Annotated in this window: 32 protein-coding genes and 3 pseudogenes; 14 read left to right on the forward strand and 21 right to left on the reverse strand. The window is 57.8% G+C overall.

Annotated elements, in window-relative coordinates; all coding sequences use genetic code 11:
- Positions 1-50 precede the first annotated feature (50 nt).
- Together ACQZ5K_RS23250 and ACQZ5K_RS23255 are read left to right on the forward strand one after the other, a co-directional pair.
- A complete protein-coding gene (locus tag ACQZ5K_RS23250) occupies positions 51-239 on the forward strand; it encodes a helix-turn-helix domain-containing protein (protein ID WP_448741570.1) in 189 nt (62 codons plus the stop codon).
- Positions 206-943: a LysR substrate-binding domain-containing protein gene (locus tag ACQZ5K_RS23255; protein WP_448741571.1), complete on the forward strand. Its 738-nt coding sequence runs from the start codon at positions 206-208 to the stop codon at positions 941-943. Before ACQZ5K_RS23250 ends, ACQZ5K_RS23255 begins: the two co-directional genes overlap by 34 nt.
- Before the next feature lie 28 nt (positions 944-971).
- Here the strand turns inward: ACQZ5K_RS23255 and ACQZ5K_RS23260 are convergent, their stop codons facing one another.
- On the reverse strand, positions 972-1,586 hold the full coding sequence (locus ACQZ5K_RS23260) for a recombinase family protein (RefSeq protein ID WP_448741572.1): 615 nt from the start codon (positions 1,584-1,586) through the stop codon (positions 972-974).
- 125 nt (positions 1,587-1,711) lie between these two features.
- Here ACQZ5K_RS23260 and ACQZ5K_RS23265 point away from each other — a divergent pair, with 125 nt between their 5' ends.
- On the forward strand, positions 1,712-4,597 hold the full coding sequence (locus tag ACQZ5K_RS23265; RefSeq protein WP_448741573.1) for a Tn3 family transposase: 2,886 nt from the start codon (positions 1,712-1,714) through the stop codon (positions 4,595-4,597).
- 18 nt (positions 4,598-4,615) lie between these two features.
- On the opposite strand, the pseudogene ACQZ5K_RS23270 reads toward ACQZ5K_RS23265, so the two are convergent.
- The 4 genes and pseudogenes from ACQZ5K_RS23270 to ACQZ5K_RS23285 form a co-directional block, all read right to left on the reverse strand.
- Positions 4,616-4,774: pseudogene (locus ACQZ5K_RS23270) on the reverse strand (mobile mystery protein A); the annotation flags it as partial.
- Positions 4,775-4,976: 202 nt separating this feature from the next.
- Entirely contained in the window at positions 4,977-5,618 is a 642-nt protein-coding gene (locus ACQZ5K_RS23275; RefSeq protein WP_448741574.1) for an IS6 family transposase, read from the reverse strand.
- Entirely contained in the window at positions 5,524-5,778 is a 255-nt protein-coding gene (locus ACQZ5K_RS23280) for a transglutaminase N-terminal domain-containing protein (protein WP_448741575.1), read from the reverse strand. The genes ACQZ5K_RS23275 and ACQZ5K_RS23280 overlap by 95 nt, the downstream gene beginning before the upstream one ends.
- 321 nt (positions 5,779-6,099) lie before the next feature.
- Positions 6,100-6,549 (reverse strand): hypothetical protein, encoded by a 450-nt coding sequence (locus ACQZ5K_RS23285; RefSeq protein ID WP_448741576.1) that lies wholly within the window; start codon positions 6,547-6,549, stop codon positions 6,100-6,102.
- Between the two features lie 423 nt (positions 6,550-6,972).
- Here ACQZ5K_RS23285 and ACQZ5K_RS23290 point away from each other — a divergent pair, with 423 nt between their 5' ends.
- A complete protein-coding gene (locus tag ACQZ5K_RS23290; protein WP_448741577.1) occupies positions 6,973-7,164 on the forward strand; it encodes a hypothetical protein in 192 nt (63 codons plus the stop codon).
- A gap of 48 nt (positions 7,165-7,212) precedes the next feature.
- On the opposite strand, the gene ACQZ5K_RS23295 is transcribed toward ACQZ5K_RS23290, so the two are convergent.
- From ACQZ5K_RS23295 to ACQZ5K_RS23315, 5 genes are all read right to left on the reverse strand, one after another.
- Positions 7,213-7,350, reverse strand: a complete 138-nt coding sequence (locus tag ACQZ5K_RS23295; RefSeq protein WP_183902430.1) for a hypothetical protein — start codon at positions 7,348-7,350, stop codon at positions 7,213-7,215.
- Between the two features lie 83 nt (positions 7,351-7,433).
- Positions 7,434-7,661: a hypothetical protein gene (locus ACQZ5K_RS23300; RefSeq protein WP_448741578.1), complete on the reverse strand. Its 228-nt coding sequence runs from the start codon at positions 7,659-7,661 to the stop codon at positions 7,434-7,436.
- 322 nt (positions 7,662-7,983) lie between these two features.
- Positions 7,984-8,193 carry a cold-shock protein gene (locus ACQZ5K_RS23305; RefSeq protein WP_029870033.1) on the reverse strand — a complete coding sequence of 70 codons (210 nt, stop codon included), beginning with the start codon at positions 8,191-8,193 and terminating at the stop codon, positions 7,984-7,986.
- Between the two features lie 352 nt (positions 8,194-8,545).
- Positions 8,546-8,941, reverse strand: a complete 396-nt coding sequence (locus ACQZ5K_RS23310) for a response regulator (RefSeq protein ID WP_448741579.1) — start codon at positions 8,939-8,941, stop codon at positions 8,546-8,548.
- A gap of 407 nt (positions 8,942-9,348) precedes the next feature.
- A complete protein-coding gene (locus tag ACQZ5K_RS23315) occupies positions 9,349-9,669 on the reverse strand; it encodes an amidase family protein (protein ID WP_448741580.1) in 321 nt (106 codons plus the stop codon).
- Between the two features lie 401 nt (positions 9,670-10,070).
- Between ACQZ5K_RS23315 and ACQZ5K_RS23320 the strand changes: the two genes are divergently transcribed.
- The 3 genes and pseudogenes from ACQZ5K_RS23320 (at position 10,071) to ACQZ5K_RS23330 (ending at position 12,156) form a co-directional block, all read left to right on the forward strand.
- Positions 10,071-10,463 carry an aldehyde dehydrogenase family protein gene (locus ACQZ5K_RS23320; RefSeq protein ID WP_448741581.1) on the forward strand — a complete coding sequence of 131 codons (393 nt, stop codon included), beginning with the start codon at positions 10,071-10,073 and terminating at the stop codon, positions 10,461-10,463.
- A gap of 136 nt (positions 10,464-10,599) precedes the next feature.
- Positions 10,600-10,911, forward strand: a complete 312-nt coding sequence (locus ACQZ5K_RS23325) for a helix-turn-helix domain-containing protein (RefSeq protein ID WP_448741582.1) — start codon at positions 10,600-10,602, stop codon at positions 10,909-10,911.
- Positions 10,904-12,156, forward strand: a pseudogene (locus tag ACQZ5K_RS23330) (type II toxin-antitoxin system HipA family toxin). Before ACQZ5K_RS23325 ends, ACQZ5K_RS23330 begins: the two are co-directional and overlap by 8 nt.
- Before the next feature lie 177 nt (positions 12,157-12,333).
- Here the strand turns inward: ACQZ5K_RS23330 and ACQZ5K_RS23335 are convergent.
- The 4 genes from ACQZ5K_RS23335 to ACQZ5K_RS23350 all read right to left on the reverse strand — a co-directional run bounded on the left by ACQZ5K_RS23335 (position 12,334) and on the right by ACQZ5K_RS23350 (position 14,857).
- Complete coding sequence (locus ACQZ5K_RS23335) at positions 12,334-12,516, reverse strand: FAD-linked oxidase C-terminal domain-containing protein (protein ID WP_448741599.1); 183 nt, start codon at positions 12,514-12,516, stop codon at positions 12,334-12,336.
- A 350-nt stretch (positions 12,517-12,866) separates the two neighbouring features.
- Entirely contained in the window at positions 12,867-13,145 is a 279-nt protein-coding gene (locus ACQZ5K_RS23340; protein ID WP_448741583.1) for an HU family DNA-binding protein, read from the reverse strand.
- An 82-nt stretch (positions 13,146-13,227) separates the two neighbouring features.
- On the reverse strand, positions 13,228-13,488 hold the full coding sequence (locus ACQZ5K_RS23345) for a WGR domain-containing protein (RefSeq protein ID WP_448741584.1): 261 nt from the start codon (positions 13,486-13,488) through the stop codon (positions 13,228-13,230).
- Positions 13,489-13,945: 457 nt separating this feature from the next.
- Complete coding sequence (locus tag ACQZ5K_RS23350; protein ID WP_448741585.1) at positions 13,946-14,857, reverse strand: LysR substrate-binding domain-containing protein; 912 nt, start codon at positions 14,855-14,857, stop codon at positions 13,946-13,948.
- Between the two features lie 242 nt (positions 14,858-15,099).
- On the opposite strand from ACQZ5K_RS23350, the gene ACQZ5K_RS23355 reads away from it, so the two are divergent.
- A complete protein-coding gene (locus ACQZ5K_RS23355) occupies positions 15,100-15,810 on the forward strand; it encodes a polysaccharide deacetylase family protein (RefSeq protein ID WP_448741586.1) in 711 nt (236 codons plus the stop codon).
- Between the two features lie 53 nt (positions 15,811-15,863).
- Positions 15,864-16,880 (forward strand): NAD-dependent epimerase/dehydratase family protein, encoded by a 1,017-nt coding sequence (locus ACQZ5K_RS23360; RefSeq protein WP_448741587.1) that lies wholly within the window; start codon positions 15,864-15,866, stop codon positions 16,878-16,880.
- Between the two features lie 114 nt (positions 16,881-16,994).
- Here the strand turns inward: ACQZ5K_RS23360 and ACQZ5K_RS23365 are convergent, their stop codons facing one another.
- The 3 genes from ACQZ5K_RS23365 to ACQZ5K_RS23375 are packed head-to-tail and all read right to left on the reverse strand — an operon-like array spanning position 16,995 to position 18,636.
- A complete protein-coding gene (locus ACQZ5K_RS23365) occupies positions 16,995-18,044 on the reverse strand; it encodes a type II toxin-antitoxin system HipA family toxin (RefSeq protein WP_448741588.1) in 1,050 nt (349 codons plus the stop codon).
- Positions 17,996-18,289: a hypothetical protein gene (locus ACQZ5K_RS23370; protein WP_448741589.1), complete on the reverse strand. Its 294-nt coding sequence runs from the start codon at positions 18,287-18,289 to the stop codon at positions 17,996-17,998. Before ACQZ5K_RS23370 ends, ACQZ5K_RS23365 begins: the two co-directional genes overlap by 49 nt.
- A complete protein-coding gene (locus tag ACQZ5K_RS23375) occupies positions 18,289-18,636 on the reverse strand; it encodes a helix-turn-helix domain-containing protein (RefSeq protein WP_374997410.1) in 348 nt (115 codons plus the stop codon). The genes ACQZ5K_RS23370 and ACQZ5K_RS23375 overlap by 1 nt, the downstream gene beginning before the upstream one ends.
- Before the next feature lie 203 nt (positions 18,637-18,839).
- Between ACQZ5K_RS23375 and ACQZ5K_RS23380 the strand changes: the two genes are divergently transcribed.
- On the forward strand, positions 18,840-19,553 hold the full coding sequence (locus ACQZ5K_RS23380; RefSeq protein WP_374997409.1) for an IS6 family transposase: 714 nt from the start codon (positions 18,840-18,842) through the stop codon (positions 19,551-19,553).
- A gap of 107 nt (positions 19,554-19,660) precedes the next feature.
- Here ACQZ5K_RS23380 and groL read toward each other — a convergent pair whose 3' ends face one another.
- Together groL and groES are read right to left on the reverse strand one after the other, a co-directional pair.
- Complete coding sequence (gene groL / locus ACQZ5K_RS23385; RefSeq protein ID WP_374997408.1) at positions 19,661-21,289, reverse strand: chaperonin GroEL; 1,629 nt, start codon at positions 21,287-21,289, stop codon at positions 19,661-19,663.
- 52 nt (positions 21,290-21,341) lie between these two features.
- Positions 21,342-21,656, reverse strand: a complete 315-nt coding sequence (gene groES, locus ACQZ5K_RS23390; RefSeq protein WP_262528983.1) for a co-chaperone GroES — start codon at positions 21,654-21,656, stop codon at positions 21,342-21,344.
- A gap of 276 nt (positions 21,657-21,932) precedes the next feature.
- Here groES and ACQZ5K_RS23395 point away from each other — a divergent pair, with 276 nt between their 5' ends.
- The 3 genes from ACQZ5K_RS23395 (at position 21,933) to ACQZ5K_RS23405 (ending at position 23,228) form a co-directional block, all read left to right on the forward strand.
- Positions 21,933-22,205 carry an usg protein gene (locus tag ACQZ5K_RS23395; RefSeq protein WP_334428069.1) on the forward strand — a complete coding sequence of 91 codons (273 nt, stop codon included), beginning with the start codon at positions 21,933-21,935 and terminating at the stop codon, positions 22,203-22,205.
- 93 nt (positions 22,206-22,298) lie between these two features.
- Positions 22,299-22,589, forward strand: a complete 291-nt coding sequence (locus ACQZ5K_RS23400) for a hypothetical protein (RefSeq protein WP_060726592.1) — start codon at positions 22,299-22,301, stop codon at positions 22,587-22,589.
- A gap of 165 nt (positions 22,590-22,754) precedes the next feature.
- Positions 22,755-23,228: an Hsp20 family protein gene (locus ACQZ5K_RS23405; RefSeq protein ID WP_448741590.1), complete on the forward strand. Its 474-nt coding sequence runs from the start codon at positions 22,755-22,757 to the stop codon at positions 23,226-23,228.
- 119 nt (positions 23,229-23,347) lie between these two features.
- On the opposite strand, the pseudogene ACQZ5K_RS23410 reads toward ACQZ5K_RS23405, so the two are convergent.
- Positions 23,348-24,018 (reverse strand): annotated as a pseudogene (locus ACQZ5K_RS23410) (IS6 family transposase); the annotation flags it as partial.
- On the opposite strand from ACQZ5K_RS23410, the gene ACQZ5K_RS23415 reads away from it, so the two are divergent.
- Positions 23,998-24,177, forward strand: a complete 180-nt coding sequence (locus tag ACQZ5K_RS23415) for a helix-turn-helix domain-containing protein (RefSeq protein ID WP_448741591.1) — start codon at positions 23,998-24,000, stop codon at positions 24,175-24,177. The pseudogene ACQZ5K_RS23410 and the gene ACQZ5K_RS23415 sit on opposite strands and share 21 nt — an antisense overlap.
- A gap of 76 nt (positions 24,178-24,253) precedes the next feature.
- Here ACQZ5K_RS23415 and ACQZ5K_RS23420 read toward each other — a convergent pair whose 3' ends face one another.
- Positions 24,254-25,024 carry an SDR family NAD(P)-dependent oxidoreductase gene (locus ACQZ5K_RS23420; RefSeq protein ID WP_448741592.1) on the reverse strand — a complete coding sequence of 257 codons (771 nt, stop codon included), beginning with the start codon at positions 25,022-25,024 and terminating at the stop codon, positions 24,254-24,256.
- Positions 25,025-25,054 lie beyond the last annotated feature (30 nt).

A 25,054-nucleotide genomic window follows, 5' to 3' on the forward strand; every position in this document is an offset into this window, starting at 1 on the left:
ATGGTGATTATCGATATGATCTGACGAATATCGGTGATATGGAATCACCAATGAAACGATCTGAAATACCTTCCCTGGACGATTTGCGTGCCTTCGAGACGGTCGCCCGCCTCGGCTCCGTGCGCGCTGCCGCCATCGAACTCTCCTTGACACATGGCGCTGTCAGCGCCGCGTTTCGAAGTTCGCACGCGATATCGGCCTCAGTTTGCTCGAAGCGGAAGGACGCGGGATACGGCTGACGCCAGACGGCGAAAAACTGGCCGCGGCGGCGGGCAAGGCGTTCGGCCTCATTACAGGTATTCTCACCGAAATCCGCTCGGCCTCCGTGCCGGCGCCGATCCTGCTCTCCTGTGAGCGGTCGCTGGCCATGCGTTGGCTGATCCCGCGTCTGTCGACGTTTCAAGACAGACATCCGCAGGTGGAGGTGCATCTGTCGACCGGTGGAGGCGCGCTCGATTTTTTCCGCGACCGCGTAACGCTCGCGATCCGGCGTCTCGATTTTCCCGTCGATCCCGATTGGAGTATCATCAAACTGATGCCCGAACGCGTTGGCCCAGTGATGGTGCCATCCATGCGGGAACGGTTCGAGAATGGCGACTACATCGCGCTTGGATCGCGGACCCGGCCGCAAGCCTGGACACTGTGGCTCGATGCGCATCCGGATGCGCCGAGGCCGAGAACCATCCGACTTCTCGATCATCACTTCCTGATGGTTGAAGCGGCCTTGGGCGGCTTGGGCGTTGCACTCGCGCCGCAAGCGATCGTGGAAAATGATGTGGCGAGCCAGCGGCTGGAAGCGCCGCTCGCCTTCACTGCAGATGGAACAGAGTACGGCTTGATTCATCCGAGAGCATTGCCGCTTTCAAATGATCTGGCAGCATTGCGAGATTGGCTGCTCGTCCAGCCGGAGATTTCACTGCGCGAACCCTTAGCCTATGGTTAGGCAACGATGCTTTTGGTTGAAGGCAGTCCTATGCCAAGCCGAGAACGCGTTTTCCATAGTCTCTTAGTTCGCCCCTGGGTCCGACGTAGCGGTAGAGGGTGACTCGCTCAATTCCAAGTTCCCTGCACAGATCAGAAACCGATGCATCACGCTGAGCCATGGCGGCCTGGGCCAGGCGCACTTGCGCTTTGGTGAGAGCGAACTTCCGACCTCCTTTGCGCCCCCGAGCCCGGGCGGCTGCGAGACCTGCCATGGTTCGCTCGCGGATCAGATCCCGCTCGAACTCCGCGAGCGTTGCGAAGATGCCGAATACCATCCGACCCGAGGCGGTGGTGGTATCGATCAGCGCGCCTTCACCGGTAATGACCCTGAGACCGATTCCCCGATCGGAAAGCTCCTTCACCGTGTTGACCAGATGGGCAAGCGTCCGCCCGAGGCGGTCGAGTTTCCAGACGATCAGTACATCTCCAGCCCGCAACGCTCGCAGGCAGGAGGTGAGACCGGGCCGATCGTCGCGACTGCCTGATGCCAGATCCTCATAGACATTGACCCGCTCGACGCCGGCGGCGCGCAAGGCATCGTGCTGCAGGTCGAGGGACTGAGAGCCATCCGCTTTGGAGACGCGGGCATATCCGATCAACATGTTTCTTAAACGGTGGTTTGAGGCGGTGCGACGACCACGATTGCTTTGTTCGCGAGAAGTGTATCTTAACCAGCATCATAAACAAAGCATCTTAAACACTATCTGATTTTGAAAAAGGAACATGAATGCCGCGTCGCGTCACTTTAACCGATCGACAGAAGGACGCCCTCCTGCGCCTGCCGTCCTCGCAGGTGGATTTGTTGAGACACTACACCCTGAGCGATGAAGACCTTGGGCACATAAGACAGCGCAGGCGCGCTCACAACAGGTTTGGCTATGCCCTGCAATTGTGCGTGCTGCGTTATCCCGGTCGTGCGCTCGCCCCTGGCGAGCTGATTCCAACGGAAGTCGTCGAGTTCATCGGAGCGCAACTTGGTCTGCGCCCCGACGATCTCGTTGACTATGCCACCCGCGAAGAGACACGGCATGAGCATCTTGCCGAGCTGCGGACGCTCTATGGGTTTCGTACCTTCTCTGGGCGCGGTGCTCGTGAACTGAAGGAATGGTTATTCCGGGAGGCCGAGCATGCGGTATCGAACGAGGAGATTGCTCGCCGCTTTATCGACGAATGCCGACGGAGCCGCACGGTTCTTCCCGCGACAACCACGATTGAGCGCCTTTGCGCTGCAGCCCTGGTCGATGCAGAGCGACGCATCGAAACCAGAATTGCTGGTCGCCTGTCACAGCCGATCCGGGAACAATTGTCAGGGTTGCTCGAAGAGACGGTCGACGACCGGGTAAGCCGTTTCGTCTGGTTGCGGCAGTTTGAGCCGGGGACAAATTCGTCGTCGGCCAACCGGCTTCTCGACAGGCTGGAATACCTGCAACGCATCGACCTACCGGAGGATCTGCTGGTCGGCGTTCCTGCCCATAGGGTGACACGGCTGCGTCGGCAGGGTGAGCGCTATTATGCCGACGGCATGCGTGATCTTCCGGAAGACAGGCGGCTTGCAATCCTGAGCGTTTGCGCATCGGAATGGCAAGCCATGCTCGCCGACGCAGTTGTTGAAACGCATGACAGGATCGTCGGCAGACTTTACCGCGCCTCGGAACGCATTTGCCAGGCGAAGGTGGCGGACGGAGCGAACGCAGTACGCATTACCTTGAAATCCTTTGCAGAAATCGGGGAAGCCTTGCTCGATGCGCAGGATGACGGCCAGCCTCTGGATGATGTCATCGCTAACGGATCGGGCTGGGACGGATTCAAAACCCTTGTTGCGACGGCTGCCAGACTAACTGCCGCTATGGCGGATGATCCGATAAACCATGTGCTTGATGGCTATCATCGTTTCCGTCGCTATGCCCCGCGAATGTTACGGCTGCTTGATCTTCAGGCAGCGCCGGTCGCCCTGCCGTTGCTGGAAGCAGTTCTGGCCTTGCGCAACGGCGCCAAAAGCGCGACCTCTTGCGAGTTTCTGCGTCCAAGCTCAAAATGGCATCGCCACCTCCGTGCCCAGGATGCAGGGGACATCCGGCTTTGGGAGATCGCTGTGCTGTTCCATCTGCGCGATGCGTTCCGGGCCGGAGATATCTGGCTGGCCCGATCCCGGCGTTATGCTGATCTGAAGCAGGCTCTCGTTCCGGCGCAGGCCGTTGCGGAGTGCGGCCGCCTTGCCGTGCCGTTGCGTCCTGAGGAATGGCTGGCCGATCGGCAAGCCCGCCTCGAGATCCGATTACGCGAGCTCGGCCGCGCTGCTCGCGCTGGCACGATTCCAGGTGGCTCGATCGAAAATGGCATCCTGCATATCGACAGGCTTGAAGCCGCTACACCTGTCGGCGCCGAGGACCTGGTTCTCGATCTCTACAAGCAGATACCACCTACACGCATCACCGACCTGTTGTTGGAAGTCGATGCCGCAATCGGCTTCTGTGAAGCCTTCACTCATCTGCGCACGGGAGCACCCTGCGCAGATCGAATCGGGTTGATGAACGTCATCCTCGCGGAAGGCATCAACCTCGGCCTGCGCAAAATGGCTGACGCCACAAACACCCATACGTTCTGGGAGTTGATCCGCATTGCCCGTTGGCATGTCGAAGGCGAGGCCTATGATCGGGCGCTGGCCATGGTGGTAGAGGCACAGGCCTCGTTGCCTATGGCGCAGTTTTGGGGCATGGGCACCTCAGCATCAAGCGATGGTCAGTTCTTCGCCACGACTGAGCAAGGCGAGGCCATAAATCTGGTCAATGCGAAATACGGTAACACTCCAGGCCTGAAGGCCTACAGCCACGTCTCGGATCAATATGCGCCCTTCGCGACCCAGATAATCCCCGCGACGGCAAGCGAGGCCCCCTACATCCTCGATGGTCTGCTCATGAACGATGCCGGCCGCCATATCCGCGAGCAGTTCGCCGACACGGGCGGCTTCACTGATCATGTCTTTGCCGCTTGCGCGATCCTCGGCTACAGGTTTGCTCCTCGTATCCGCGACCTACCATCGAAAAGACTCTATGCATTCGATCTCCCGGCCGCGCCGGCTCACTTGCGGGCCATGATAGGTGGAAAGATCAATCAGGCTCTGATCGAGCGCAACTGGCCCGACATCCTTCGCATCGCCGCCACAATTGCGGCTGGAAGTGTTGCCCCCAGCCAGATCCTGCGCAAGCTCGCCTCCTATCCGCGGCAGAACGAACTTGCGACGGCTTTGCGCGAGGTTGGCCGGGTCGAGCGAACCCTGTTCATGATCGACTGGATTCTGGATGCAGATCTGCAACGCCGGGCTCAGATCGGCCTCAACAAGGGCGAGGCGCACCACGCGCTGAAGCGAGCCATCAGCTTCCATCGCCATGGCGAAATCCGCGACCGTTCCGCCGAGGGCCAGCATTACCGGATCGCCGGCATGAACCTGCTCGCCGCCATCATCATCTTCTGGAACACCATGAAACTGGGTGAAGTGGTCGCCAGCCAGAAACGGGAGGGAAATCCGCTAGCGCCAGATCTCCTGGCCCACGTCTCTCCTCTCGGCTGGGAGCATATAAATCTCACCGGAGAATATCGATGGCCGAAGCCTTAGCGTAGGATTCCGCCCTCTCCCGCAAACGCCCCCCAGTTGCGCACCCGTCATGCCGAGGGCATCGCGTAGCGCTCGTACCCATCCCTTGGGCGGTGCCCTAAACCGATCAATTGGTTGGAGCGCCTGAAGTCTTTCGTCAAGCCGTCCCCGTGCTCTTTTGCGAGTGTCACTTTTCATATCTCAGCCTGTAAACTGATATTTTGTTTGTCTTATCAGCTTAGGGGGTGATCATCAAGCGGGTTATATCAGACTGTAAGCTGATAATATCCTTGTGATAGCAGCCTGTAGTCTGATTTATATCCATTGATATCAGTCCTTAGCCTGATCCGCACCGTAAGGTTAAAGGGCTGCGGCCAAGATTGGTAAGCGCCGTTTCCTCTCACGCAGCTTGCAGTCGGGCGACATCACTCCACATTTGCATGGCTGCGGTTCTCAGTTCACGGTGATGGTGGGACGGGATATCGTGGCGTGGAATGTGGAAGAGATTGGCGACCGGATCATGAATGGAGACGAAACGCTGGAGATGTCGAGCTGACTTGAAGCCCTTCATGATGCGCTCTCGCCGTCGTGTCGGCTGATGTGAATTCTCCGCCCGGTTATTCAATCCCTTGTGCGAACGGTGTTCCACGCCGGGCATGATGTCGCGTTTGGCCGCGCCGTAGGATCGGAGTTTGCCGGTGATCATCACACGGGGTGCTTGACCCTGTCCTTTGAGAAGCTTTCGCATAAGACGTTTGGCTGCCTTGGTATTACGGCGGCTCTGCACCAGCACATCGAGAACAAAGCCATCCTGATCAACGGCCCGCCACAGCCAGTGCTTTTTGCCGCCGATGGAGATGACGACTTCTACCTTCGATCTCAATGGGAGTTTTTCGCTCATGGAAATAGACGGCGCTATCGAGATGGCGCTGGAGCGCGTGCAGGAATCATTGAGAATCCACGGTCGCCATGCTGTCCACCACCAAACTATCGCGGGGGGTCTGGAATGTCGCTGAGGCGATCGCGTTGCCGAATACGTCATGCGACCAGCTCAGCTCAGCCTCGGGGGAAATGGAAATCTCATGGCTCAGTAGCCTGAGCTCGCGGCGTTTACGTGGCCTGAGCATAAGGCGGTGCGGCGACAGCGACACCTTCTCTCGAAAAGTGTAAGTCGTCCGATGATGAATGTTGAGCGTCGGCATAGCAACGGACCCTAAAAGCATTTCTGAAGACGTCCGTCGCCACCCTATACGGGCCCTCCCGTGAAGGGCGATGTCGTTTTTGTGGAGCAGGAGTCGCCCTTCGCGCGGACGTGAAATCAGACGATGGGGGAAAGCTGAAACAGCGATAGCTGGAAGTCGTTCGGTGTCGTATGGAACGCTTCGGCATGCCCTCTGCTTGCCAGCGCGGCGCGAGTGCAAACCGATCTGCTCTGTCACACCTGCGCTGGCGAAACGCCTACGGCTCTGCATTGTCCGTTGCCGAGCTTCGGGATTCATCACGAGACCCGATTGCCCTTCCGATCAGTCGTCGCTGATCGATGGGAGATGCAGCTTGACCTCGCGGCGCTGCTTTTCGTCCAGAGGCTCGATATGCTCCTTCCAGAATAACGATGCCATGGCTGGTTCATCGTCCCATTTCCGCGTGCTGACGATGTTGTCGTCGACTTTCACTCGCCGACGCCCGCCGAGGCGCAGGTACTCCTCCGCCAGCCGCAGCGATGGCATCTCAGCATCCTCGCGAATGCCGGTATCTTCGCTGCTTTTATTCTTCTCCAGGAACACGACCAGTGCCTCGCGCTCGGGACCGAACGGCTGCTGATTCAAGAAAGCATCGACCGACGAACTTGTCTCGTGGCCGCCAGAGGATGCGTTCCCCCGGTGGAGGACGAAAAGCCTGTTGGTCGCCGCTTCTTTTCCAACGAACCACTTGTCTCCATTCGGACTCGAAGCAAATTCTTGCAGATCGGTCATGTCGTACTCCTCTTTTTCAGCTGTCAGTTCATAGGAACAGAAATCCACGGCCTATCGGATCAGCCTGGTCGCGACGGTGATCCCGGATCTCTGAGCGTCGCAGATCAAAGCTTATGCCGGCGTCCCAAGAGTCCGTCAGACCTGTCGCCGATCAGGCGAGCCGGCGTGAAAGTGGGTAGCCTGGCGCGTCATAGAGTGCGCGTATCTGGTTCTGATCAAAGCGCGCTTCGTCAATCTCCAACATAGAGCCACGCTGCTGACTGTTTGGCATGTCCTCTACGGCGAAACGGAGGGCTTCGGCAGCTGTCTCGAACCGCCGATAGCGAGGGCCGCTTTTTCCAGCTTTCGACTTGCCGGTGTAAAGTCCAGCTCCACCCGTATAATCGAACCGGGTCACATTTGCGCCCTCGCGGTTGCGACAGGATGACGGAGGCGACGGGCGGCATCTCGGACGGTTCGTTCGCTTGCGCGCAGTTGTCGCTGGCGCAGCTGCATCGCTTTCCGAAGGTTGAAGAGCTTTTCGGCACTGGAAGCGGCTTCGGTGGCAGGTGCGCGAAACAGCGCTTCTGCGGATTTTCGGGTGGTGTAGTTTGTCATTTTGTCCTCGAAGAATGAGCGCGGTATCGCGCCCTTTGCGATGGATATTGGTGTGACAGTGCCGAGCTATTTTTTGCTGACACTCGTCGTGTGGCCGCCGGTGAGCTTGACCTGCGAGCCAGATGGCGCGGGTGCTGCTGCTGCGGATTTGTCTTTTTTCGGTTTACGAATCTCGCGGTTGCTACGCGTTTGGCCTTTGGCCATGGGTTTATCCTTTGGCGCCCGGATGTATATCGGCGCTGTTTGAGCCGGGGATTTGGGTCAGCGTTTGTCCCGAAGCGGACTTGCTAAAGCGGGAGGAATTTCGTGCTATAAATGGTGGTCAGCACGCGTGTTTTTCCATCGACGCCGAAATTGGGAAAGGCTCTCATCGCCGCCAAGGGCAGATTTCGCGGAGTGTCGCCGGTGAGCGCGGTTGTGAGAAGCGCGCCACGGGCCGCTTGTTCATGATATCCGAACGCATTCGAGCGAGCCAGATTTTGTGAAACGTAGCCGGAATACTCGTTGGAAGACATCGCGTCCTCCTCTCGGTTGGGTAAGGCCGCCGGAAAGACAGCGATGCCTATGATGCGGCTATTGCGTCTGCCACATGCCTGCCTCGCCGTTTGGGCAGGCTATTGTCATTTCTGCCTGCAGGCCGCTCTGGCCGGATGTTGCAGCGGTCGGAACCGGACCCGTCCTTCCGGATGGTACAGATACATCCTGTCGCTGGGGCATAGCCAGTGCAGGCGCCAATCGCTCTTGCAAGAAAAACAAAAGGCCGGGCATGACCCGACCTCTCACAGTCATTCAGCTTTGCTGCCAGTACATCCGTGGTCAGCGGTGCGAATGACCTTATTACGCCGCCTGAAGGTTGTCGGCAGAGTTCTTGCCAGACTTGCGGTCCTGGACGATGTCATAAGTGATCTTCTGACCATCCGAGAGTGAACGCATTCCGGCGCGCTCGACGGCAGACACGTGCACGAAGACATCCGTGCTGCCATTGTCAGGCTGAATGAAGCCGAAGCCTTTGGTGGAGTTAAACCACTTTACAGTACCAGTGTTCATAACGATTTCCTTTCAAAGCAATCGTTGTGGTTCCCGCGATGCCTTGCGGGATAAGATCGATTATTTGAGAGGAAATCCGACGGGAGCATAGAGCTCTGGAACGACGTCACAAGCATTGGTCGATAACCAAGATATAAGCTCAATTTTCGGTTTTGCAATGGCTATCTCGAATCTCCTCTGAGTTTCTGGAGTATGCCTCATGTTGACCGCGTGAAGGCGGCGTCGCGTCGCGGCGGCCGAGGAGGCACAACTCGTCGATGAGAAAAAATCGCAAGCCCAAAGCCGACGCGTCCCTGCACGCCCCCGGCTTATTGCCCGATGCCGCTCGTGGCGGCATCGTTGAGAAGAGTGGTCAATGCGGTGACAAGCTGGGCATAGACGAAGGCTTCTGGAGTAGAACGCTATTGGGAACGCCTTGGGCCGCCCATTCCTTGGCGCTGTCACCCGTCATATAGATCACCGGCATGAGCGGCTGCAGTTCCCGCGCGCGGCGCGCTAAATCCCAACCGTCTGTTTCTCCTGGCATCCTTACGTCGGTTATCAGGGCGCAAAAGCGAGCCGAATCCTCCTCCAAGGCACGGATAGCTTCGTCCGCGCTCGATACTGAAAAGTGCTCGAAGCCCGCTTCCGCCACGACATCTTCGAGATTTGCTTGGGTGAGGGGTTCATCTTCAGCGATAAGAACAAGCAGCTTGCTCCCGTCTGTGCTGATGATTTTCTCAGATGTCTCGGCGGAATCATCGACCATGAGCACGTCCTGCATTGGCAGGCGGGAGCTCTTAGCCCTCAGCCGCCAGCGCCTACGAATTCGTTTGCTGGCGATCATTGACACGTAGAGCATTGCGGTGATTTGTCCATCCTCGCCCATGGCAGAAGGTGAGAAATGGTCGGGGACCGAACAGCGCCAGGATCCATTATTCGTAACGCTTCATCGTTGCTCGACTGCGAGATCGGACTGGTTAGTAGCACCAATGCAAGTGGCCGGTGTAATGGTGCTTCCTCTGCCCGCAGATTTCGGCTTCTTTCCGGTCGAACTTATCCCAAGTCCGTTAGCCAACCACCCGGCGCACCGGTGACCGCGGTCTGTAATGGCCGATGAGGTGAAAGAGCACGGCCTTCACCACGGGTAAGGTCGTGCCCGATAGACATTAGCCGTCAGAGTGCGGGACGCAGGCCGCGTGTCGTGCTGACGCTCTCCAGAAGCGTAGCGACATGAAGGATGGTCGGCTCCGCCTGCCACTTGCCAACGATCTGGACGTTGATCGGCAGGCCTTCGCTGCTGGTGCCGAACCGCATCGAGATTCCGGGAACGCCGGTTACGTTCAAAGGCACGGTCGCCCCCTGAAGATAGGTCGCATCGACCCTCTGTCCGTCGATCACAAACTCTTCAACCCCGTGCTTGTGGGCAGGTATCGGCAGCACATGTGTGATCAAGGCGTCGTATCGGGAGAAGTAGTCGGCGTAGCTTTGCGGCAACGTCGATCGAGGGCTATGTCGGTTGTTGCGCGGCCCTCGCAGGGGCCGACCTTCGGGACGATATCAAACGGATCGCCAACCCTCTGCTTGCCGTTTCCGGCGATGACGACCCGGTATGCCCGCCAGCAGACCTGAAAGACATTGCCGCCCGTGCCCGGCAGGGGCGGCATCTGTCATTGCCGGGCAGACATATCGTCAACATTGAGTCGGCGCAGGCGCTCAATGTCGCACTTCTGGAATTCTTCAATGGCGAGACTGCAGATGCCACCGAAGCGGCCCATTGATAGGTGGTTAATCTCGATGTCTCCCGGCAGATCCGGAGAAGGCGCTCGACACCGGATTGGTTTTCAACGGTGTTGAACGGCGCCGCCATCATCAAAACCACTGGAGGATATAACTCGATGAGCGGAAATATCACGAAGAGGCTTCTGCAGGAACAGCAGCTAAGCGGCGTCGCTTTCGATGGCAAGTGGACTGCGCCCATAGCGCCTGCGGGTGTCATCGAACCGGCGACGGGCAAGAAGCTCGGCCGCATCGGCATGGCCGAACCCGCCGAAATCGCCTCGGCCGCCGCGAAAGCCCGTGCAGCGCAGCCAGCCTGGGCTGCGACATCCTATGAGCGGCGCGCTGAGATCTTGGGGCGGGAACAAGAGCAGTCTGAAATCGATGGGATGGAAGGCTCCCGCTCCGCCGGTGCCAAGATGGCATCGGTTAGGAGCGGAAATTTAAAGAAGCGTGTATTGCGGGTGTGTTTCCAGTTTCGGTGCCCAGATTGCCTAACATCCTGTAAGTAGAGGAAACAAAATTGATCTGTAAGGAGATCTTTTGGCTTCATGTGATCCTTATTCGCGTCATTTAGTTTGACATGCGCAGATGACATAAGATACGTAAACGTATCATAATGAGAAGGATGAAACATTAAGGTGTCAAATGAAGTCCGATTCGGAGGCTCTTCAGGACATAGGGCGGCTGCTCAAGACGTCGCGCAAGATTTTGCGCCTCACCCAGGAGCAGGTTGCAGATATGGCGGGTATATCGCGTCCGCGGTACCGCGAGATTGAGGCTGGAGCCAGCGCCGCCCGTACGACCACACTGATCAACATTGGTCGTGCGCTTGGTCTGGAACTGATGCTCATCCCGCAGGCCATGGTCCCGGCGGTTGAAGCTTTGCTGCAGCCAGGTGGCGCTGAAGATGATCTTCCTGCTTTTGTCGCCAGCCCCGATGGTGAAGGCAATGTCTAATACGCATCTTGATCCAAGATCCACAACCTCACTTGACGTGCTACTAAATGACCTGAAGGTAGGCATCATCGTGAGGACGCCGGGAGACTTAACGCGTTCAGCTTTGAGGAGAGCTATCGTCAGACGGGTGGTTTTCCAGTGCTCAGTCTGTCATTTCGTGCGGCACATGGGGGTTTGCGGAAGGACCCGAAGCCTGTCGCAAGGGCTTTGCCATCGTTCTTTGCGAACCTTCTTCCAGAGGATAAACTGCGCGAGGCGATGGAGAAGCATCATTTAGGTAGCGTGCGAGCAGGAAATGATTTCGATTTGCTTGCAGCACTCGGGTCGGATCTGCCGGGGGCTGTCCGAATTGTGCCCAGCGAAGGGGCCGTTGCTCATAGCGAGGGTTTGACAACCTCCAGACCAAAGGCCCGGTTTTCGCTCGCCGGCGTGCAGATGAAACTCTCCGTCATCAAAAACACAGGCAAAGGCGGCGGTCTGACGATCCCCTTGGGCGACGAGCAGGGTTCATATATCGCCAAGTTTCCATCGACATCATTTCCCGGCGTCTCGGAAAACGCATTTGCAAATCTCGCATTGGCCGAAGCGATTGGCATGGACGTGCCGGAACGCGAGCTCGTGGAACAATCGCAGTTCGAGGGTATCCCGGCGGAGTTTGAGACGCTGTCCGACGGCAAAGTACTCCTCGTCAAACGTTTCGATCGGGTTGCCGGTGGTGAGCGCGTACATATCGAAGATTTCGCTCAGGTATTCGGCGTCTATCCGTCTCGAAAATATGAGGGTGCCGCCTATCATGATATCGCTGTGGCTCTTGGGGTCGCCGTTTCGTCAGCGGCAGCCCTCGAGTTCGTTCGACGACTGGCTTTGGCTGTGCTTACAGGAAATGGCGACATGCACCTCAAGAATTGGTCGCTGATTTATCATGGGAAGGGTGACAAGCCGGCACTCGCACCGGTCTATGATGTGCTCTCGACTGTCCCTTACATTCCGTCGGACACCATGGCATTGTCGCTGGCCGGTGAAAGGCCGTTCAAGGTAATGAACGCCCAGCGATGGAAAATCTTCGCTCATCGTGCGCGACTGCCGGAAGCTGCTGTGCTGAAGGCTGTTACCGAGACGGTCGAGCGCGTCAACCAGTCTTGGTGGTCTCTGCCTGAACGAGCTGTTCTCCCCAATAAAGTATTGGAACGGGTTGATGCTCACATAAAGCTGATGTCGCCGATCCTCGGCACGTGCGCGGATTAGCAATTGGTGTTTTTGCGTAACTCGTTAGCAGTTTCGTGGCCCACAAGTGCCGATCGGGTCGCTGGTTCGAATCTCAAGAGCTTAAATACGCTGTAAAGAGAATTCTCCAGCGCCGGCATGAAGGCATGTTGGTCACCCTAACCTTCGGTCAGCCGTACACAATCTCCGATTTCGATCCTAATCAATTAGCACTTTGCCAGGGTTCAGCATTGCGCTGGGATCAAGGCATTCTTTCACCTGCTTCATCAACATCAAGTTGCCGGGATGAATGTTCCTGACCAAAGTGTGCGTTCTCTTGCTGCCGATACCGTGCTCCGCTGAGACTGACCCACCTGAAGGATAGAGGCCGCTATAAAGTATGTCTTCGGTCGCGTCATTGAAAGTGAAAGATCACCGCTAATGGCAGGTTGATGGACAGGAAGGGTTCGAGGGGCTTTGGAGAAAGCCTCTACGTCTTGTCCCGCCGAATTAGAACAAAACGCCTCGCTCGATTCCTCGGTAGAACAGGTCGGCGGCCCGGTATCCTTGCCAAGGGGATCCATTACTTCTTTCGGAACGGCGAACTTGCCCTGAAGCTTGCGACCAAGATCCCGTTCTTCGTCGCGATCGGGATCAGCTTCGAGCTTGAAGGCAAGCGGTGGCAGTTATGAACCGCAGGTCGCCGCGTGCCAGCGGCTACCTTTTGAACCTTTGGTTCGCTCCGTTTCGGCTCACTTGTTCAGCGTGTCTTTCAGCGCCTTCGCCGGCTGGAATGTAAGCTTCCTTGCGGCTGCGACCTTGATCGTGGCGCCCGTTCCCGGATTACGGGCTTGGCGTTCTGGCGTGTTCTTGATTTTGAACTTGCCGAAACCCGGTATCGACGTCTCCGCGCCGGATGTGGCAGCCTCTGTGATGGATGCGAAGACGGTCTCGACGATCGTCTTGGCCTGTGTCTTGGTCAGGTTCTGCTCGGAGGCGATCTTGTCGGCGATTTCGTTGGCGGTGGTCATGGTGCTTCCCTCGTTAAAGATGGAAAACCTTCTCAGCCGATCTGGATATTGTCATGGGGAGATTCTTCAAGAATTGCGTTTGCTATCCGGCTTTCCACAGCTTCTTGCCGGTCTGTACCCCCCTTTTTCGCTTCTGCAGCAGTTCGAGGAAGCGGGAGATTGCATCTTTCTCCGTCCCGAAGAACTCCGTCATCTCTCCTCCCGCCTTGCCGATGCGGCCCCAGTTTCGCACCACCGATGTCTCTCCGAAGAGAGTGGGCTGGATTGCAAGCGTGTAGTCGCGCGCCATGTTCCTGTTGGCGTCGATCCTTTGGCAATAGAACTGATAGTAGTGAGTGCCCATGCCCAATGATCGTCGATGCTCACGGTACAGTCCAACGACACTTTTGAATCGAATGATCGCTTCCGATTCATTTTCGTGAAGAGTATCGCTAACCGGTCCTGCATTGTTCGGGCGAGGCGGCCTTGCCGCACGGTTCTATTCGCTACGCTAACCAAACCCGCAAAGCGGTTTCGGCCGATTCCGGTAAGGATCCTCTCGTGGTTCCGGCATGGCGGCCGGTTAGCCCCATGTTGTGCATTATGGCGCCGCGCCAGCCGATCCGGGGCGCCCAATATGACACCACCAGCATCGGTATCGGGATACGGACCTTGAAGCCCTTCAGCCAGAACGTGTCACCGTCGAACCACAGGTCGCCCGTCCTCCCATACCGCGAGTCGGGAACGACGCCCTTGGCAAGTCGCCTGCTCCTGCAGTCCCAATCGTCCCTCTGTGACGAGACGCCGGTTTTTAGAAGCGACTACGTCATTCCTGAACTTTCAGCTTTCAAGAAATCGATAAAGGCCCGCAGCGGCGATGGGACAAGCTGTCTGCCCGGATAATAAAGATATGGTCCCGTGAACCACTGCCACCACGGCTGGAGTATTGGTTCAAGCCCGCCTCGTTCAAAATGTGGGCGCAGCCAATCCTCGAAAAGATAGATAACGCCGAGGCCGTTGAGGGCCGCTTCGACGCCCAGGTCCGCCGCAGTTCCGGCACTGTAGATCAATTGTCCTTCCGGCTCGACGCGGTAAATCTCTTCATCCCGTTGATACTCCCAAATCTCAAGGTTTCCACGGCTGAAGCGTCCGCGGATGCAATCGAGCTTCATCAAGTCCCTTGGGTGTTCAGGCCGGCAGTGAGCATCGAGGTAAGCCGGAGATGCTGCAGTTGCAAAGCGCTGCCTGCGCGGCCCGATGGGGATAGCGATCATGTCCTGCTCAAGCCGGTCATCATACCGGATCCCAGCATCGCAACCCGCCGCGAGCACATCAACCAGATCGGTCTGAGCCGTGACTTCGACGCGGATGCCGGGGTATTTCTTCAAAAATGGAGGCAGGCAGATCGGCAAAAACAATCGAGCTGCATTTGTCGGTACGTTCAGGCGCAATACCCCAGCCGGCTGGTTCCGAGAGGAGGCAACATCCTTCATCGCGTGCTCCAGTTCCGCAAACGCGGGCAATGCGCGATCGAGAAGGCGTTGCCCTTGCTCGGTAGGCAGGACGCTTCGCGTTGTCCGATGAAGCAGCCTCACCCCGAGACGATGCTCAAGACGGCGCACCGCTTCGCTCAATCCAGATGGGCTCGCTTGAAGAAGCCGTGCAGCCTCCCGGAATCCTCCGGCGTTTGCAACTGCGGCAAAAGCTTTTAGTTCGCCAATGTCGTCAGCCAAGAAATTCTCCTTCCATAACCGTGATCGCACTTGCACGCACTGTACCTCCAGAGTCGGCAAATATCGACTGTTTTAGTCAAATTGTGCGAACGGTCGAACAAGGCTGTGCGATTTGAAGGGGCTAATGCGCCGTCGTCCCCGTACCCAATTTAAACCCAACGCGGCGGGTCGGCACGCGAGCAGTCGCTAAGTGGCGGGGCACGATCAGCCACCGGAACGAGAACCGCAAAGGCAAGCTCAAAATGGTGAGAGAAATTCTTGCACTTGGAATCGTGGTCGTTACGGGCGCGGTTGCCTGGTCGGCCGAACAGCCCGTTCCGACTTCCGGGAGCGTCGGGACTGTCGAACTCATTGCTCTAACCTACGATGATGGGCCGACCGAGGTGACATCTCGCATCCTGGATGTGTTGAAAACACGTAACGCGAAGGCGACGTTCTTTCCTGTCATGGGAAACGTCCGTAACGATCCTGCGGTGATGCGTCGAATGGCGTCCGAAGGTCACGCAATCGGGAACCACACGATTAGCCACGCCCGGCTGACCGAAATGTCGCCGGACGCCGCTCGCGCCGAGATCGAAGACGCGAACGAGCTGCTGACAGAGGTAACAGGTCAAAAGCCGACCGTATTCAGGCCCCCATACGCGGCGCTGAACGATCATGTTCGCGACATCCTGCGCAGCAACGGCATGGCGATCATAATGTGGAGCATCTACCCGGAGAGACTCGCCTTCAGCGCCACGACTTTGCGCGACCGCGTCGTCGAAGATGCGCGCGACGGCGACATCGTTTTCTTGCACGACACCTCGCCTCGGGCTGTGGAGGCGACGCAGGGGATTGTCGATGAACTCTCGGCGAAAGGGTTTGAATTCGTGACAGTCCCCGAACTGATCAGGCGCCGCGGTAAATTCTCACCCGGATCGATCTACGAGACGGGCTGCGGCACCACGTGCTGAATGACGGGTAACAGATTCCGGTTTTTAAACGCGCAGCGTGAGGAGCGACTCCCATGGATACCATTCTCGTGACGGGTGGAACCGGCTTTGTCGGAGGTTGGGCAATTGTCGAGCTGTTGAGGCGTGGTTACGCGGTCAGAACAACTGTCAGAAGCCTCGCGAAGGAGCCCTGGCTCCGGGCCCAGATCGCAAGTCAGCTTGATCCGGGCGATCGTCTCTCTTTCGCAATCGCCGACCTGAGACGTGATGAGGGATGGGACCAAGCCGTCGAAGGTTGCGACGCTGTTTTGCATGTCGCGGCCCCTGTCGGCGTGTCCGCTCCTAAGAATCCGGATGATCTGACCATCCCGACCAGGGACGGGGCGCTGCGCGTCTTGCGGGCCGCTTGCCGGGCGAACGTGCGCCGCGTCGTCATGACGTCGGCAATCGAAGCCTGCCGCCCGCGCCTGACCGCCCCCGACGGGGTGTATGACGAGAGCCGCTGGACCGACGTGCATGACCGGCAGCTCGGCCCTTATCGCCTAGCCAAGACCCTTGCCGAGAAGGCTGCCTGGGACTTCATGTCCACTCAATCCGGCCGGACGACGCTGACGACGATTTTGCCGTCGGCCATCATGGGGCCGGTGTTCAGTTCGGAGTATCGGCATTCGCTTGTTTTGATGACACGCCTGTTGAGCGGGAAACCACCGGCTACGCCTCATATAGGATTCTGTGTGGTCGATGTACGCGACGTCGTGAACTTGCATATCCTCGCGATGGAAAACCCCGCCGCCGCCGGCGAGCGGTTCATCGCGGCAAGCGACTGGAAGTGGATGGCCGATATCGCCGCGACCTTGCGCAATCATCTCGGTCAGGCCGCACAGAAAGTCCCGACGAGGTCGCTTCCTGACATGGTTCTCAGGATCGCCGCTCTCTTCGATCGCCCCGCTCGCTTTGTTATCCCTCTGCTCGGACGAAAGCATGTGTTCTCCAGCGCCAAGGCAGAACGAGTGCTAGGCTGGCGGCCTCGGTCAGGCGAAGAAACCATTCTTGCGGCCGCTGAAAGTGCCATAGCTGTGAAGGCTGTCTGACTGGAACCGCCGCATCAAGGCCGCACTTTCGGCATCCTTCAGGCGCTTCAGCGGCCATTGCATAGGTCCCGCACGCTTCCAGTCCCTTAAGGCGACGCCACCACGCGACCTCCATCATAGTCCGATCCTTACACGGACCTCATGGACGAGCGTCAACGTGTCGAGCCGCCTCAGGACCCGATCCGAAGAGTCGGATCCCAAAAGACCGGGAGCAATCTTTGGCCAAATTTCCAGGGCTTGTCGGACGGCATGCTCGACGTCGCGCGTGATGAGCTTTGGATCGAGCCTTATAAAGCTCGCAACCCGTTCGAAGCGATGCAAGTTGACTGCATCGAAATCATGCGTCCTGACGAAGCGCAACGCCATCTCGTCCCGGGGGAGATACAGGACGGTCGGCACGATATCGTAGGCGGGCGATAGCCTAATCTGGCCGGCCTTCGGGAAATAGAAGGACCAGTTCTTCAGGTGATTGTCGCCATTGCCTAGAAGCACGTCGGCGACGACACGCCTGACGGCTTCCAGAACGTCGTCGCGGTGATCGGTGCTGAAACGGCGAACCATGTTGATGACCGTCTCGGTCGTACCCATCGTATATTTGCGGTCACCTACAGCACCGAGAACCTGGCCGGCATCCTCGATCTGGATGCGGCCGCCAGCAGACCTGTCGAATCTATCCACGACAAGCACGTTTTTGCCGTGCTGCAGCAATTCGGCTGGTACATCCCGGATCGCGTCGCGAGAGATGAGTCGACACGGCGCGATTCTGACGCCTATGGCGCTTGCCATCTGCATAGCGGCGAACTCTGCTTCGGGAAGATTGGGAAATCGTTCGCTGCCCAGCTTGATGATGCAACGACCAGTCTCTCCCCGGGCTGGGGCCGTCAGACCGTCGCCATCCGGGTTGCCGGTAAATTTCAACTGGACGCCTGCCAGCGAGAATTTCACCGCTCCTTCGGGAAGCGGCGCCTTGAAGCCATGGACCTTTCCGAGGTCCAGTGGTCCTGCCGACGCCGGTATGTCGGTCTCTGGGACAATGAACACCGCGCCAGGCAAGTCCGCTCCGAGGCGGGTCAGCACGTCGAATTCGTCGTGATCGCCCGGACCCATTTCCGTCATCACAAGGTCGCGAAGGGCTCCTTCTGGCAGAGAAGCCCGGAAAACCAAGGCGGCAACCTTCCGTGCAGCCCGATTTTGTCTCCCCGCGAGGCGAGCCTTTCGCGCGTACCTTGGTCGGAATCGGGATCATACCAGCCGAGACTGAGGATTGGCCTTGTCGCGTCCCGCAGGAAGCTTTCCGCAACGACGAAGGACACCGCACCATCGGCGTCGCGCGTCAGGGTCCCGGCCCGGACGGACCCTCCTTTTTCGTCGAGCATGAAGACGCCAAGAACCGCCGCTGCTTTTGCCATTACCCTTCCTTTGTCTCATCGTCATCGAGGTCGATGAAGAGCTCGTCGAAAGCTCTCGGAACCTCGGTCGAATGTCTTGGAGCAGGTATGTCATCGACCAGCAGACGCACGCTTTCCATGCGCGATTTCGGGATCAACACAGGGACGAGATCAAGCGTATCGCAGAGTTCGGCAAACAGAGTCAGACGGTCCCTGCCCAAGCGATTGTTGGCAAGGTCACGTTCCAGTTCCGATATGCGGGCACGATTTCGGCCAAGTCGCTCGGCGAGCGCCGGTTGGCTCAGGTCACGCTTTTTGCGGGCTGCGAGCAGTTGTTCGCCCAATGACTGAAAAACGGTAGGGGTCATGCGGAATTCCGCTTTATGGTGAGAAAAATGCGGAAATCCGCATAGACGTCTTTTATACGTGCGAGCGGAATTCCGCAACATATTTTGCAAATGTACGGAATTCCGCTCGCACGCGGATCTGCTAACTTGCAAGTCCTGGTATCTCATCCCACGGTGGCGTCGCCTTAAGGGATTGGTGGAGATCGGTTTGGTAATTGGTGGAAATGACCGAAGTCCAGAATGCTCACTTCAGACGCCATCGCTTCCCCGCCGCGATCATCGCCCATGCTGTGTGGCTCTACTATCGGTTTCCACTCAGTTTTCGCGATGTTGAGGATCTGCTCGCCGAGCGCGGCATTGAGGTCTCGTTCCAGACCGTCTCGGAATGGGCGGCGAAGTTCGGCCTCAAATTCGCTCATCAACTCCGGCGGCGTTGGCGCGGCCAGTTTGCCGACAGGTGGCAGTTTGACGAGATGGTGGTCTCCATCAAAGGAAAGAAATACTGGCTCTGGCGCGCCGTCGATGCCAATGGCTACGTCCTCGATGCGCTTTTGCAAAGCCGAAGAAACAGGCGAGCAGCGCTGCGACTGATGAGAAAGCTGCTGAAAGGCCAGGGTGCCACGCCACGGGTCATGGTGAGCGAAAAGCTGCGGTCCTACTCTGCCGCGAAGGCGGAACTGATGCCGGGCGTCGAGCATCGTTCCCACAAATGCCTCAACAACCGTGCCGAGAATTCACATCTTCCCGTGCGACGACGGGAGCGACGTATGATGCGCTTCAAGTCGGCGCGGCAATGCCAGCATTTTGTGTCAACCCACGGCCAGATCGCCAATCTCTTTCTTCTCCACCGAAAACAACTGACCGCCGCAGATCATCGCAAGCTCCGTTCCCACGCCATCGCAACATGGCGAGACATCGCCGCGTCAATCAACGCATAAACATCCGCCGATGAGCCTTCTTGCGCACTCGCCTCGATTAAGGCGACGCCACCCTCCCATCTCCCCAAAAATGGCCCACCCCACGAATGGGGCAGGCCACAGCTCACCTAGAAGTCCATGCCCGGACCAGCGGGCAGGGCGGGAGCGGCGTCCTTCTTTGGCTTTTCGGCAATCATCGCTTCCGTCGTGACCAGGAGGCCGGCAACAGAGGCCGCATCCTGCAGGGCGGTGCGAACCACCTTGGCCGGATCGATGACCCCCTGAGCATAAAGGTCACCATACTCGCCGGTCTGCGCGTTCCATCCGAACGACAGCTCGCTCTTTTCCCGGAGCTTGCCAACGATAATCGAACCTTCGGCACCGGCATTTTCAGCGATCTGACGCACAGGTGCCTCGATTGCGCGGCGGACGATATCGATGCCGACCCGCTGATCTTCATTGGCAGTCGGCAGACCCTCCAACGCTTTGACTGCACGTAGCAAGGCTACGCCACCACCGGGCAGGATACCTTCTTCGACGGCTGCGCGGGTTGCATGAAGGGCGTCATCGACGCGATCCTTCTTCTCTTTCACCTCGACTTCGGTCGAGCCGCCGACGCGAATGACGGCAACACCGCCTGCGAGCTTGGCAAGACGCTCCTGCAGCTTTTCGCGGTCGTAGTCGGATGTCGTCTCCTCGATCTGGGCGCGGATCTGGGCCACGCGGCCGTCAATCTCGGCCTTGGAGCCGACGCCATCGATGATGGTGGTGTTTTCTTTTTCGATTGCCACCTTCTTGGCGCGGCCGAGCATATTCAGCGTGACGTTCTCCAGCTTTATGCCGACGTCTTCGGAGATCACAGTGCCACCGGTGAGGATAGCGATGTCTTCGAGCATGGCCTTGCGGCGATCACCAAAGCCTGGCGCCTTTACCGCCGCAATCTTGAGGCCGCCACGCAGCTTGTTGACGACGAGGGTCGCGAGCGCTTCGCCTTCGACGTCTTCAGCAATGATCAGCAGAGGCTTGCCGGACTTCACCACGGCTTCCAGCACCGGCAACATTGCCTGGAGATTGGAGAGCTTTTTCTCATGGATGAGGATATAAGGGTCTTCGAGCTCTACCCGCATCTTGTCCTGGTTGGTCACGAAGTAGGGCGAGAGATAACCGCGGTCGAACTGCATGCCCTCGACGACTTCCAGCTCTGTCTCGGCAGTCTTTGCTTCCTCGACGGTGATAACACCTTCATTGCCGACCTTTTCCATCGCTTCAGCGAGGTACTTCCCGATCTCTTCGTCGCCATTGGCCGAGATCGTTCCAACCTGTGCGATTTCCGAATTGCTGGTAATTTTGCGGGCGTTCGCTTTCAGCTCTTTAACGACTGCCTCCACGGCAATATCGATGCCGCGCTTCAGGTCCATCGGGTTCATGCCCGACGCAACCGCCTTGGCACCTTCCTTGACAATCGCCTGGGCAAGAACAGTTGCGGTGGTGGTGCCGTCGCCGGCGAGATCATTGGTCTTTGACGCCACTTCGCGCAGCATCTGCGCGCCCATGTTCTCGAACTTGTCTTCCAGTTCGATTTCCTTGGCGACCGAGACGCCGTCCTTGGTGATGCGCGGCGCGCCGAACGACCTGTCGATGACCACGTTACGTCCCTTCGGACCAAGCGTTACTTTGACGGCGTTGGCAAGAACATCGACCCCACGCAGCATGCGTTCACGGGCATCGGTGTTGAATTTGACTTCTTTCGCAGCCATTTGTTCACTCCTTCAATAGGCAGCTTTTTGACTGATGGCGGACGGTGCGTGATTACGCAGCCTGCTTCTGCTCGGCCTGGGCTTCGATAATACCCAGGACGTCGCTTTCCTTCATGATCAACAGGTCTTCACCGTTGATCTTGATTTCAGTGCCTGACCATTTGCCGAACAGGATCCGGTCGCCAGCCTTGACGTCGAGCGCCTGGATCTGGCCGGCCTCGTTTCGTGCACCAGGCCCAACGGCGACAACTTCGCCTTCCTGCGGCTTTTCCTTGGCAGTGTCAGGGATGATGATACCGCCTTTGGTCTTTTCTTCGGATTCGACCCGGCGGACGAGAATGCGATCATGAAGCGGTCGGAACGACATGTTTTCCTCCGTTGAGCAAAAATGATGACGTTGAAGACCCAGGCCGGACCGGATGACCAGTCCGGGCGGGTGCGAACCTCACTCAAGCGTTCGCGGGCAAAATTTATTTTCGGGATTTTTCGATTTCAAGAGGGTGTTCTGGAAAAATTAGCACTCGGCCATCGCGGCTGCTAACATACTGCAATCGCTAAGTAATTTTAACTGGTAATGTAGAATTGTCTTGATGCCGATCAGAATTTACGTCACCTTCACCTTGTTACGAAATGGAGATGAAGCATGCAATTCTCATCTGACCTGGAGCGACAGCTCAATGGCTACGGACTGACGACTGCCCACATCCTCTATCGCATCCCAGACTTTGAATCCGTTCTGCAAACCTATGTCTGGCAGGATTACGATCTCGCGCCCGTTTTCCCCGAGATGCACAAGTTCCTGGATTTTTGGCGGGCGTCCCTCGATGGGCCGCTGCATTCGGTTCGCTACAGCCATCAGCGCCTGATCGGGCCCAACGAATGGCGGCGTGTCGATGGCGAGTTCAAGCTGCATTAAGGCTTGAATCTGACTTTTCCACTTCCTAGCTCACCCGGCGATCGGGGCTTGATGAGCCCGATCGCTTTCCACGTCTGTACGGAGTGAGGCCACATGGAAGAAAATATCAGGATCATCAAGAGTGCCAGTATCCCGGAGAGGGAGGAGATCATCACCGATTTTGCTCGTTGGCTTGAGACCACCTCGCAAGATGCGCTGGTCTATGGTGAGGGCCGTTTTGCTGTGATGTCGGCCAATATGGCACAAGCGATCCGCACAAACGCCGACGAACTTGCGCGCGACAATCCCGAAACGACTGAACGGGTATTGCAGCAAGCTTGCGCGATGATCTCGCAGTTCAAGGCGGCGTACCCGCATCGCGTTCTCAGTCGATCAGTGCATTGAAGATAGAGCAAATTGGGATCGGTAAAATTTTTGCGGCAGATCTTGAACCGGAAAATCGCCAAAACCAACTCATTTGCCGCCAGCCGCTGAGACAAGGGCTGGTTTCGCCGGGGAGCGCCGCTTTTGGCACTCCCGTACCCATGTTGCTTCAAGGAGGATATGGCTATGGTAACATCTTACGACTACGCACCTCTCTACCGCTCGAGCGTAGGCTTCGACCGGATCTTCAATCTTCTGGAAAACGCCCGGCGCGCCCGGTCGACCAGCGAATGGCCGCCTTATGACATCGTCAAAAGCGATGACGACACTTACCGGATCTCGATCGCGGTGGCTGGATTTGCACAGGACGATCTCGATATCATCTTCCAATCCAATCTGCTGACCGTCACCGGCAAGAAGCAGGAGGCACCAGCGGATGGCTACCTGCATCGTGGCATCGTCGGACGCCCGTTCGAACACCGGTTTGAGCTTGCCGACCATGTCCGGGTGAAGGGAGCGGAGTTGAACAACGGTATTCTCTCGATCGCGCTGGTCCGTGAGATCCCTGAGGCCTTGAAGTCGCGGAAGATCTCGATCCAAAGCACACCTGCGCTGACGTCAAATGCTCCGGCGCAGATCGAAGCGCAGAAGGCGGCTTGATCTTTAAGTTCATGCAGTGGGTCACGTGCGCCATCGCAATGGCGCCCGTCAACATCCCGGGGGCAGTGCCAAGTTGTTTGGCGCTGGGTGCCATCGACGCCGTGTTGCCAGTAGACTGTCATTTCAGCGGCATACTCAGCCCACAGGCTGAACGCATCAGCCCGCGCGGCGGTATGAAATGGCAGGCAGCGTGTAGCGGCGGGGGCGGAAGATGGTGTTGATTTGCTCGTGGGCTGACAGGAAGCGCTGTGCCTGAAGTGGTGTTTTGAACCGACCCATGATCTTCTCGCGTTTTCGGGTCTGCCGATGGGAGTTTTCAATTCGGTTGTTCAGCTCCTTGTGCGCCCGATGATCGGCATCTGGAGCGATGGCCTGGATCGGCGTTACGTACTGCCCGGTTTGTTCGTCACGCCCACGCGCGGCTGACCAAACTGCTTGATCAGTCTTGAGAAGAAGCGCCTGGCAGCCCTGCTGTTGCGGCGAGCCTGAACCAGGATATCGAGAACACGCTGTTGGCATCAATGGCGCGCCAGAGCCAGAACTTCTTGCCGCCAATCTTGATGACGGTCTCATCCATGTGCCACTTGTCTTTGGGTTTTGGCCGGTCCCTGCGGATGCAGTTCGCGAAATGACAACCGAAGCGATTGACCCGGAGCCGAACAGTTTCCCGGCTGACGACAACTCCGCGCTTGGCGAGCAGATCCTCCGCATCGGCAGTGCTCAGGGCAAAGCGGTGGTAGGCCCACATCGCACTTTCAGCCAGAGCCTGATGAAGCGGCGGCTCGAACAAAGTGCGAGCAACCTGCTTGACGAACGATTTGGCAACATTTCGACCGCTGCCTATGGCGCCGGTTTTAACGATCTGTCGCACTTCAGCCGGACCTTCCGGAACCATTACGGAATGTCGCCCCGCGAGTACAGGAACTCTTTCGCCAAGCTCAGGGGCTAGGCCGTGGCAGCGATGGCATCAAGTCTCCGCACCTTCATCCGCCTGAACCTTGGCACCGCGGGTCGAGCTTAAGGCCCTACATTCCGGTCATGCCGCCGTCGATGGTGTACATGCTTCCGGTGATGTAGGACGCCTTGTCGGAGGCGAGAAACAGAACCAAATCGGCGATTTCCTCCGGCTGCGCATAGCGTTTGAGGCCGGTCAAGTTCTCGAATTGCCCCTTGACACCTGCCGGATCTGACTCGGAGAAGCCGGATTCGATCCCGCGCATCATGCGGGTGTCCACCGGGCCTGGGCACACAGCGTTCACCCTGATCTTCGCTGGTGCTGCTTCAGCGGCCGCAGCGCGGGTTAGCCCGATCACGGCGTGCTTGGACGCGGTGTAAACTCCGAGGGAGTGGAACCCAATGAGGCCAGCCATTGACGACGTGTTCACGACGGCCCCGCCACCTTGGACGGACATTTCCTTGAGCACGTGCTTGAGTCCAAAGAAGCAGCCCTTGATGTTGACGTCGAGAATCTTATCCAGGGTCTCGGCACTCGTATCGACAAGCAGTCCTGTCTTTCCCTCGATGCCCGCATTGTTGAAAAACACGTCGATCTTTCCGAACCGTGCCTTGGTGGCCGCGACGAAGCTCTCCACCTCGGTCTCTTTCGAAACGTCAGCGGCGATTACGACGCTTCGGTCCGGTTTGAGACCGAGCTCGGCAGACATCGCTTCAAGGGCGTCCTTGTTCAGGTCGACGAGAACAAGATTAGCGCCCTTATCATGAAAAGCTTTCGTCGTAGCCTTTCCGATCCCTCCGGCCGCTCCAGTGATAAGGACGGCTTTACCTTTGAATTGCATATGTGTCTCCAGTCTGCTGAAATTTTGGGG

The organism is Agrobacterium sp. 22-226-1 (assembly GCF_053522345.1).